A 9,127-nucleotide genomic window follows, 5' to 3' on the forward strand; every position below is an offset into this window, starting at 1 on the left:
CCGTCAGTTGCGGCGGAGGATACCAGGAGGTGACGAAGGCCCGGCATACGGGCCTTCGTCCCATAGGCTAGCGGGGACTGCCGGTCGCCAGAGCTCCCCAGGAAAGTTCGCGATCCGCGACGGCCGCGAGATCAATCATCACTTCGATGCCGGTCCTGATACGCCGCCGCAGAACGTCGGCACGATCCGGATTTGTCCGGAGCAGACCTTTCCCGTGGAACGTCTGGAGCCGCGTGCGCGACACCTTCAGCTCGGACGCCAGCAGCCGCTCGAACCGCATACCCGATGGCAACGGCACCAACAATTCGATCTCCAGCCGCGTCCAATCGGCTGTTTCCCGCAGCACCTCTCTGGCGATTTCGAATTCCGGGAATTCGTCGATACGCTGCGACTTGCGCCTCAGTGCATCGAGGTTGAAGCTCTCCGTCCGGATCCATTTGATATCGTTGGACTGCAGCGCTTCGAGGGTCTGAGGATCGATGTCGCGGACGTTCTGGCGCTCGAAGAGCGGCCGGTTCCAGGTCTTGTCGCAGGCCAGGCATTTGTAGATGAGCCAGGCATCCAGCTTGCGGCCATTGGCATTGAGCCGGATCTTGCCGCTGGATTGAAAGGCTCTCAATCCGCCACATCCGCCACATGCGATCCAGGGCTGGGGGGCAGTTTTCGGCGTAATGGTCCATCGGACCCTGAGTGAACAGCACATAAGTCTTGGTCTTCCATTCGGAAGTTCACCAAGATGGCGCGAGAGAAAACCTTGAAGGCGCGGAGTGGCGATGCTTTTGGGTGGCTGAAGAGCAGAGACAGCGGAGCTGCGCTGGCGATCGGAACAATGCCAAACCGGTCTCTTGCCACCACCCGATGAACGTATTCATACGCCGATAGCCCGCGGCTATCCGGCAGTACGGGTGAAACTGGATTGAGACCGGTTCTTACTTAGGCAAAATTTACCTCGATGCGCCCATGCTCTTCGGGGCGCAGGGATAGCAAATGATGTCAACGAGGGGGAGATGTGAGCCGCGGCACAGCCGGAAAGCTGCGCTATTGCGGCATTTTTGCAACTTTCCGCTGACGTCAGGAAAGGATTAGAGCTCCTGCGCCCTCGGCCGGAACAGGATCTCATTGATATCGACACGCGTTATGACGACGGTGTTTCCTTGATATTGTCGGTCATGACAACTCCTTTCAGGGCCGGCAACTTACCGGCCGACGCGGGCCTGCAGGTGCGCCGGGTAGCGATCTCCCTGCACGGTGACATCGGCCAGCGCCGCCTCGATCTCCTGCAGATCCTGCGCCGTCAGCTCGATCGCCGCACCGCCGATATTCTCTTCCAGCCGGTGCAGCTTGGTGGTTCCGGGGATCGGCGCGATCCATGGCTTTTGTGCCAGCAGCCAGGCGAGCGCGATCTGGGCCGACGTCGCCTGCTTGGCGGCGGCGATGCCTGATAGCACTGATACGAGACCCTGGTTTGCCTTGCGGTTTTCCTCCGAAAAGCGCGGCACGACATTGCGGAAATCCGTCTTGTCGAAGCTGGTGGTCTCGGTGATCGCGCCGGTCAGGAAGCCCTTGCCGAGCGGGCTGAAGGGCACGAAGCCGATGCCGAGTTCTTCGAGCAGCGGCAGGATTTCCTTCTCGGGCTCGCGCCACCAGAGGGAATATTCGCTCTGCAGGGCGGCGACCGGCTGGACCGCATGGGCGCGGCGGATCGAACCGGCGCCGGCCTCGGACATGCCGAAATGCTTGACCTTGCCGGCGGCGATCAGATCCTTAACGGCACCGGCGACATCTTCCATCGGCACTTCGGTATCGACGCGGTGCTGGTAGAAGAGATCGATGCAGTCGGTGCGCAGCCGTTTCAGGGCAGCATCGGCCACTGCGCGGATGCGCTCCGGCCGGCTGTCCTGTCCCTTGCTGACATCGCCGTCGCGAAAGCCGAACTTGGTGGCGATTACCACCTCGTTGCGGAAGGGTTCCAGCGCTTCGCCGAGCAGGTCTTCATTGGCGCCCTGGGCATAGGCTTCGGCCGTATCGAAGAAAGTCACACCGCGGTCGAAGGCGGTGCGGATGAGGGTGATGGCCGTCTGCCTGTCCGTTGCCGGGCCGTAACCGTAGCTGAGGCCCATGCAGCCGAGGCCGAGTGCCGATACTTCAGGGCCGTTTGTTCCGAGTTTGCGCTTCTGCATTATCGTATCTCCGTCAGGTGATATTGTTCGTCGCTGACCTTTTCCATCCAGTCGGCAGCGCTGCGGTCGAGCTTTTCGGCGATGGCGATATGGCTCATGGCCGTGGTTGGCGTGGCGCCGTGCCAGTGCTTTTCGCCGGGCGCGAACCAGATGATGTCGCCCGGCCGGATCTCTTCCACCGGGCCGCCCTCGCGTTGCGCCCAGCCGAGGCCGGAAATGACGATCAGCGTCTGGCCGAGCGGGTGAGTGTGCCATGCGGTGCGCGCGCCGGGCTCGAAAGTCACCGTGGCGCCGCCGACGCGATCCGGGTCTTCGCTGTCGAAACGGGAGTCGAGACGCACGGTTCCGGTGAAATAGGCCTCCGGTCCCCTAACGGAAGGGGCAAAGCCGCTTCGCTTGATCTGCATGTCTAAGCTCCTTGTCTGCTACCATAATTGCTGTCGACCTTTTAGCGGCTACGCAGTTCTGCGATTAGACGCTAAGTTGCGCATGAACCTATTAGGGGAGCTTATGAATGGGCCGGGCCAGTCTTGACGACATCGCCACTTTCCTGACCGCCGCGCGCGAGGGAGGTTTTACGCGGGGTCCAGCCGGCGCCAACGGACGCCGGCCTTCGCTGTCGTGGTGGATGCGCTACGCTATCGCGGCTCAGTCCGCACCAGCGCTCAGAAACCCAGGCGCTTCAGGTCTTCAGGCAGGAAGTTCTGTCCGCTGCGGTTCTTGACGGCGGGCAGATCGGCCATGCGTGCCTGCCACTGCGTCAGCGCGTCGAGGCCAGACGGAACGATACCGGCGACTTCGGCGAAGGCGAGGCCGGCGAGCAGGGTGATGTCGGCCATCGAATAGATCTCGCCTGTCAGGAAGGGTTGCCTGGTGAGGATCTCGTTGAAATAGCGCAGCCCTTCCTTCGCCTTCTCGCCCTCGCGCTCGCCCATTTCCGTGCGGCCCGGCCATTGCGGGCTCTTGAAGGCCTGAAGTGCTGGTCCAAGACCAGGTGTGGCGTGATGGAAGAAGATGCCGACAGGATCGAGGACAAAGGCTTCGGCGCGGCGCTGCATCATATGGATCAGCGCCTTTTCCCGTGGGGTGCGGCCGGTGAGTTCCGGCTTGCCATCGAGATTGTCGAGATATTCGGTAATCGCCGTGCTTTCGGAAATCAGCGTACCATCATCCAGTTCCAGGACCGGCAGCACGCCGGACGGGTTCTTCGCCAGGAAGGCCGGCTGCTTGTGTTCGGCGGCGATCAGGTCGACAGGGACAAATTCGATTTCGGAATCCAGGCCCTTTTGCGCCAGCACGATGCGGATGCGCATGGGGTTGGGGAAGCCCGGTCTGTCATAGATTTTCATGGAATTCTCTCTCTTTTGGGCAGGCGTGAAGGCGCGCCTCTTCGATCGAGAGGACGCCGGGCCCGAGGGATTGCTCATCAAGGTTGGAAGGGCGGAAAGCTGTTGGCCGCGCTTCTTGCCAAGATATGGCATGCGACCTATTGTTTGATAATGATCCCCTATCTGATCACGCTGTAAAGTGGAACTACACAATGGATCGAACCGAATTGGATGGCCTTGCGATATTTCTGGCGGTGGCCGAGCAGAACGGGTTTCGCGCTGCCGCGCGCCAGCTCGGCCTGACCCCGTCAGCAATCAGCCAGGGCATCCAGACGCTCGAGAGGCGGGTAGGGGCTGCGCTGTTTGCGAGGACGACCCGCAGTGTGAGTTTGACGGAAGCGGGCCAGAAGCTGCTTGCCCATGCCAAGCCGGCAGCAGCGATGTTTCAGGCCGGCGTGAATGCCGCCCGCGATCTCGGCGAACAGCCTGGTGGTAACCTGCGCATCAATGCGCCGCGCCCGGCGGTTTCGCTGCTGATCAACAGCCTGCTGCCTGATTTCCACGACGCCTATCCCGGCATCAGTCTGGAACTGGTCGGCGACGACGAGTTCACCAATATCGTCGAACAAGGGTTCGATGCCGGTATCCGGCTCGGGCATACGATCGAACTCGACATGGTTTCAACCTGGCTGACGCCGCCCGACAAGTTCGTTGTCGTCGGCGCGCCGAGCCTGCTTCGCAAACATCCACGGCCCGGCCATCCGCGAGAGCTGCAGGGGCTGCCCGCTCTCTTGACCCGGCGAGGCGGGCAGGTGTCGCGGACCTGGGAATTCGTCGAAGGCGGCGAGAGCCTGAAGGTTGCCGTCGATGGCCCGCTGATCCTCAATGATTACGAGGCCTCGATCCGGGCTGCGCTTCGCGGCGTTGGCTTCCTCTACACGGTCGGCTCAGTCATCAGGCACTATATCGAGCAGGGAAGCCTCATTCCGGTGCTTGAAGATCATGCCCGCGATGTGCCGGGGCTCTGCCTCTATTATCCAAGCCGCAGCCAGTCGCTGCCCAAGCTCAGGGCCTTCGTGGACTTCGCGACGAAGCGCATGCGGCAGGGAATGACCTCAGATGCATTCTCGATGCAGCCGCAGCTGATATCGCAAGGCTGAGGGCCGGCACCTAGCGGACACCGGCCCCCGCTTTACGATTTAAGCCACATGCTGAAGCTGGACTTCGCGATTGTGGAGAAAGCAGGCTTTGTCGAACAGCGTAAGGTCAAGCCGGTTGGGCAGCCGGACATCGGCCAGATCCGGCAAGCCCTTGCCATCAGCCTCGAAGGATCGGTCGATCTGCGAGATGAAGGCCAGCACGATACCGGTTTGGCGAGCGAAGGTCTGGAGTGCAGACACCTGTTCCGAAAGGCCCGGCTTGCTGCGTTGCTGATCGAGGATCTGCAGATAGTCGATGACCCCAACCGTTCCCCGCGGAGCGCCCGCGAGATGCCGCATGACATAATCGGCGCTGATCTCGTCCGAGGTGACGATCTCGATCTTCTCGCCCAGCGCTTCGCCTTCCGGCAGGGCATGAATACGCTTCATGGTCTGCTGTTCGGTATATTCGAGCGTGAAGAAGGTGGCCTTGCGGCTTTCCCTGACGGCATCGAGCAGAAGCTGCAGGCCGAGCAGGGTTTTGCCGTGCCCCGGACGGGCGCCGATCAAAAGCAGATCGCCTTCCGCAAGCTGCGACAGAATCGGGCCGGTCAGTAACTGCGTCTCATGCTGGGATGCAAGCAGGCTCCAGGCGGTAAAACCTTCTTCCTGCGCGATACGGTCCAGCGCCTGATGGAGCGGAATCGTATCGGTGCGCGACAACAGTTTCGCACGGCGCTTCAGCTGATAAATGGGTGCAGACAGTTTCATTCAAACCTCCATTGCGAGCCGGAAACGCAACCCCTCCTTATGCGGTGCTCGAACAGATGGTTCGATGGTGGATGAACCCCGCATGGACGATGCTTCCCGGCTGGAGGGAGGAGGCTTGGGTCGAGCCTTGTCCAAGAGATAGCGGGCGTTACGATTCGCGACAAGCGGGAAATGATGGGATCTTCCGGATCACATCTGATCGCCTGGGAAATGCGGGAGAGGCGGCAGAGCCGTTCGTCGCTATGCCGGAAAGGCGAAGCGGGAAGGTATTTTGCCTCCATGCGCAGCCGCGTTTCCTGCAATTTCCTCAGATCTGGCTGACGATGCATGGCCGGCATCCCCAGATGAGCTATATGCTGACATTGGAGGACTTTCCTTGATGTCGACAATGCCCGTCACCTGCGAGGTGCGCTACCGCCTCGATCCGAAAAAACGCAGGGAATTCGAAGCCTATGCCGGGGTTTGGGTCCAGTTGATCGAGCGCTATGGCGGAACGCATCATGGATATTTCATGCCGCGCGAAAAGCCTGATGGCGCAGGCTTGAGTTTTCCCGGTGCCGGGGCAGACGGGGCAGGCAATATTGCAATCGCTCTCTTCACTTTCCCGGATGAGCAGACCTATCTCGGCTACCGCGCCAGCGTTGCCGCCGACCCGGACAGTATCGCGGCCAATGCACGCTTCGGGGCCGATCCGCCGTTCAAAAGTTACGAGCGCCTGTTTCTGCGACCGCTGCCGCGCAGCGAATAGGGCGTGGAGGGTTCCTGTCGGCGGGGAAGAGATCGTCTGCACTCCCCGACAGCAAACAGACAGCTTCGCCGCGCTACCCGTTTGGCCGTCGCCCGCAAGGGGCAGCAGCAAAAGGGTAAAATCATGAAGCTGAAACTGATCGCCGCTCTCGCAATCCTGTCATTCACGCCGGCCTTGGCGCTTGCAAGTCCAAGCTGCACCAGCGAGCCGAAATCCAAATGGATGCCCGAGGCGACCATGAAGGCGAAGATCGAAGCCATGGGCTACAAGGTCAGGACCTTCGAGATCACCGGCAATTGCTACGAAATCTACGGCAAGGACAAGAACGGCGAACGCGCCGAAGTCTATTTCAATCCGGTCTCCGGTGAGATCGTCCAGAAGGGCGATTGAGCGATGACGGCCATCTCGTCGAAGAAGGAGGAGGGCCAAGAGCCCTCCGATACCAACGAGCAGACGGTCAGGGTATGGGATCCCGTCATCAGGCTGTTTCACTGGACCATCGTGACGGCCTGCATGCTCAACCTCTTCATTCTCGAAGAGGGCAAATACTGGCACCGCATCACGGGTTATGTCGTCGCTGCGGCAATCGTCATTCGTATTCTCTGGGGTTTCGTCGGTACAAAACACGCTCGCTTTTCCGATTTCCTGCCGACGCCGCGCAGGGTGATGGAGCAGATACTCGATATGATCGATGGCAGTGAGAGACGTTACCTTGGTCATAATCCGCTGGCATCGGTCATGATGCTGCTCCTGATGGCATTGCTGGCGGCAACTGCACTGACCGGCTGGATGACAACGCTCGATGCCTTCTGGGGCGAGAAGTGGCTGGAGAAACTGCATGGCACCATCGCAAACGGCATCATGGTGCTTGCCTTCGTTCATGCGGGTGCGGCGATCGTCGAAAGCTGGAGGCACAGGGAAAATCTCGTCTGGTCGATGGTCACGGGTCGAAAGAAGGCATGAGGATACTGCTGGTCGAGGATAGTTCCCGGCTTCGCGAACTGCTTTGCGAGGCTATCCGTGATGCCGGCTGGAAGATCGATGCCTTTGCGCTCGCGCAGGAAGGGCGGCTTGCATTGCAGGAAGCGGACTATGACCTGCTGCTTCTCGATCTCGGCCTGCCGGATGAAGACGGCATCGCGTTTCTGCGGTCGCTGCGGGCAGCAAGGGTTCAGATGCCGGTTCTGGTGCTGACCGCGCGGGGCGCGATCGACGAACGCATCGCCGGGCTCGACGCGGGCGCCGACGACTATCTCGTAAAGCCATTTCACAATGGCGAACTGATCGCCCGCATCCGCGCGCTGACGCGGCGCGCGCCGGCAACCATCATGCCGGTCCTGGAATTCGCCGCACTTCAATATGATGTCGCCTCGCGGCGGGTGATCTGTGCCGGCGCCGAGATCGCGCTCGCGCCCTCCGAAAAGGGCCTGCTGGAACTTCTGATGCGCAATGGCGGCCGGGTCGTGCCCAAGCCGAAGATCGAGCACGCCTTCTCGGAGTTCGGCGACGAGCGCAGCAGCAATGCCGTCGAGCTTGCCGTTTCGAGGCTGCGTAGGAAACTCGAGGGACATCCGACCAAGGCGCTGATCGAGACCGTCAGGGGTGTCGGCTACATGATGCGGGAGGCGCGCGCGTGAGACTGAAATCGCCGACACTGGGCGCGATCCTGGCGCGGCGCATCGCCTTCTTTGCGGTGCTGGCCATGGTGGTGCAGCTCGCCGTGATCTTTTCCGACTATTACTGGAATGTCGGGGAGCTTTCGCGCCTCTTCGTGGAGCAGGAGACCGAGCGGCTCGCCTCCGGTATCGAGGTGGAAGACGGCACAATCCGCTACCGGCTTCCCGGCAGCGTCGAAGGGCGCTACCGGCAGGCGCAAACCGGCTATGTGGCGCGTATCCGCGAGGCCGGTGGCGGGTTTGTTTTCCAGTCCTGCGATGCCGCCTGCGAAAGCCGCTTTCTGCCGCCTGATGTGAACCCGCCGGATTTCTGGCTGCGGTCACTCGAGCCCGGCAAGCCGCTGACATTGGTGGGCGGGCGGGCCTTTACAGTCGGCGAGCGGCGCTTCGTTGTCGATGTCGCGACGATGGGCGATCCGCAGGACGTGCTGTCGGACGTCTTCTGGAATGAGGTGATCGAACACATGATCGTGCCGATGAGCATTCTCCTGGTGCTCGTGCTCGGCGCCACCCTGCTTTCCGTGCGCCAGGCGCTGAAGCCGGTGCGGATTGCGGCCGAGGCGGCGGAGCGGATCGATCCGATGGATTCCCGCTCACACCTGCAATTCCAGGAAATGCCACGGGAAATCGCCCATCTTGCCGAGGCCGTCAACCGGGCCTTCGCGCGGGTCGGCGAGCTGATGAAATCCCAGAAGATCCTGACATCGGGCATCGCCCACGAGGTCCGCACGCCGCTTGCCGCAATCAAGCTGGAGCTCGGTCATATCGACCATCCGCGCGCACGGAAGGCGGAGGCGGATCTCGACGACCTCGTCCGCTTCGTCAGCCAGATCACCACGCTCGCCAGGCTCGATACGTTCGATCACGGCATGTTCGAGGAGGTCGACCTCGTCGCGCTTTCATCCAGCGTGGTGGAACAGCTGGCGCCCTGGGTCTATGAAAACGGTCACTCGCTGGAATTCTCCGCGCAGGTGGATGCCGCCTTCGTGCAGGGTGTGCCGGCGCTGCTGAAGGATGCCCTCCGCAACCTGATCGACAATGCCGTTCGCCACACGCCCGCGCGTACCAATATCGTCGTGCGGGTCAGCAGCAACCTGATCCGCGTCGAAGACCGGCACCCGGTCGGCATCCGGCAAGGGTGCGACGTCACAGCCCGTACGGACGGGCTCGGGATCGGCCTTGATATCATAGAGCGCATTGCAGCGATCCACCGCGGTTCGCTTCGCCGCTCTGCCGGCAGGCAGGGGCATGTCTTCGATCTGGAAGTCGGCACATAGCCCGAGTC

At 61.5% G+C, this 9,127-nt stretch carries 11 protein-coding genes; 6 read left to right on the plus strand and 5 right to left on the minus strand.

Annotation, left to right across the window (positions count from 1 at the left end; all coding sequences use genetic code 11):
* Positions 1-67 precede the first annotated feature (67 nt).
* The 4 genes from AC1DUP_RS24910 to AC1DUP_RS24925 all read right to left on the minus strand — a co-directional run bounded on the left by AC1DUP_RS24910 (position 68) and on the right by AC1DUP_RS24925 (position 3,529).
* Positions 68-703, minus strand: a complete 636-nt coding sequence (locus AC1DUP_RS24910; protein ID WP_477835181.1) for a DUF1062 domain-containing protein — start codon at positions 701-703, stop codon at positions 68-70.
* Positions 704-1,196: 493 nt separating this feature from the next.
* Positions 1,197-2,180: an aldo/keto reductase gene (locus tag AC1DUP_RS24915; protein ID WP_477835183.1), complete on the minus strand. Its 984-nt coding sequence runs from the start codon at positions 2,178-2,180 to the stop codon at positions 1,197-1,199.
* Positions 2,180-2,587 (minus strand): (R)-mandelonitrile lyase, encoded by a 408-nt coding sequence (locus AC1DUP_RS24920; RefSeq protein WP_113507714.1) that lies wholly within the window; start codon positions 2,585-2,587, stop codon positions 2,180-2,182. The genes AC1DUP_RS24915 and AC1DUP_RS24920 overlap by 1 nt, the downstream gene beginning before the upstream one ends.
* Positions 2,588-2,845: 258 nt before the next feature.
* Entirely contained in the window at positions 2,846-3,529 is a 684-nt protein-coding gene (locus AC1DUP_RS24925) for a glutathione S-transferase family protein (RefSeq protein WP_113507777.1), read from the minus strand.
* A gap of 191 nt (positions 3,530-3,720) precedes the next feature.
* Between AC1DUP_RS24925 and AC1DUP_RS24930 the strand changes: the two genes are divergently transcribed.
* Entirely contained in the window at positions 3,721-4,668 is a 948-nt protein-coding gene (locus AC1DUP_RS24930) for a LysR family transcriptional regulator (protein WP_477835186.1), read from the plus strand.
* A gap of 39 nt (positions 4,669-4,707) precedes the next feature.
* Here the strand turns inward: AC1DUP_RS24930 and AC1DUP_RS24935 are convergent, their stop codons facing one another.
* A complete protein-coding gene (locus tag AC1DUP_RS24935; protein ID WP_477835188.1) occupies positions 4,708-5,418 on the minus strand; it encodes a DNA helicase in 711 nt (236 codons plus the stop codon).
* A gap of 379 nt (positions 5,419-5,797) precedes the next feature.
* Between AC1DUP_RS24935 and AC1DUP_RS24940 the strand changes: the two genes are divergently transcribed.
* From AC1DUP_RS24940 to AC1DUP_RS24960, 5 genes are all read left to right on the plus strand, one after another.
* Positions 5,798-6,166: an NIPSNAP family protein gene (locus AC1DUP_RS24940; RefSeq protein ID WP_113301494.1), complete on the plus strand. Its 369-nt coding sequence runs from the start codon at positions 5,798-5,800 to the stop codon at positions 6,164-6,166.
* Between the two features lie 123 nt (positions 6,167-6,289).
* Complete coding sequence (locus AC1DUP_RS24945; RefSeq protein WP_477835190.1) at positions 6,290-6,556, plus strand: PepSY domain-containing protein; 267 nt, start codon at positions 6,290-6,292, stop codon at positions 6,554-6,556.
* A gap of 3 nt (positions 6,557-6,559) precedes the next feature.
* The gene (locus AC1DUP_RS24950; RefSeq protein WP_113335322.1) at positions 6,560-7,129 is read left to right on the plus strand and encodes a cytochrome b/b6 domain-containing protein; all 570 of its coding nucleotides are present in this window, start codon (positions 6,560-6,562) and stop codon (positions 7,127-7,129) included.
* Positions 7,126-7,803, plus strand: a complete 678-nt coding sequence (locus AC1DUP_RS24955) for a response regulator transcription factor (protein ID WP_477835193.1) — start codon at positions 7,126-7,128, stop codon at positions 7,801-7,803. Before AC1DUP_RS24950 ends, AC1DUP_RS24955 begins: the two co-directional genes overlap by 4 nt.
* Positions 7,804-7,868: 65 nt before the next feature.
* Positions 7,869-9,119 carry an ATP-binding protein gene (locus tag AC1DUP_RS24960; RefSeq protein ID WP_477835397.1) on the plus strand — a complete coding sequence of 417 codons (1,251 nt, stop codon included), beginning with the start codon at positions 7,869-7,871 and terminating at the stop codon, positions 9,117-9,119.
* Positions 9,120-9,127: the final 8 nt, after the last annotated feature.

The organism is Rhizobium sp. 01L419, from assembly GCF_056400025.1.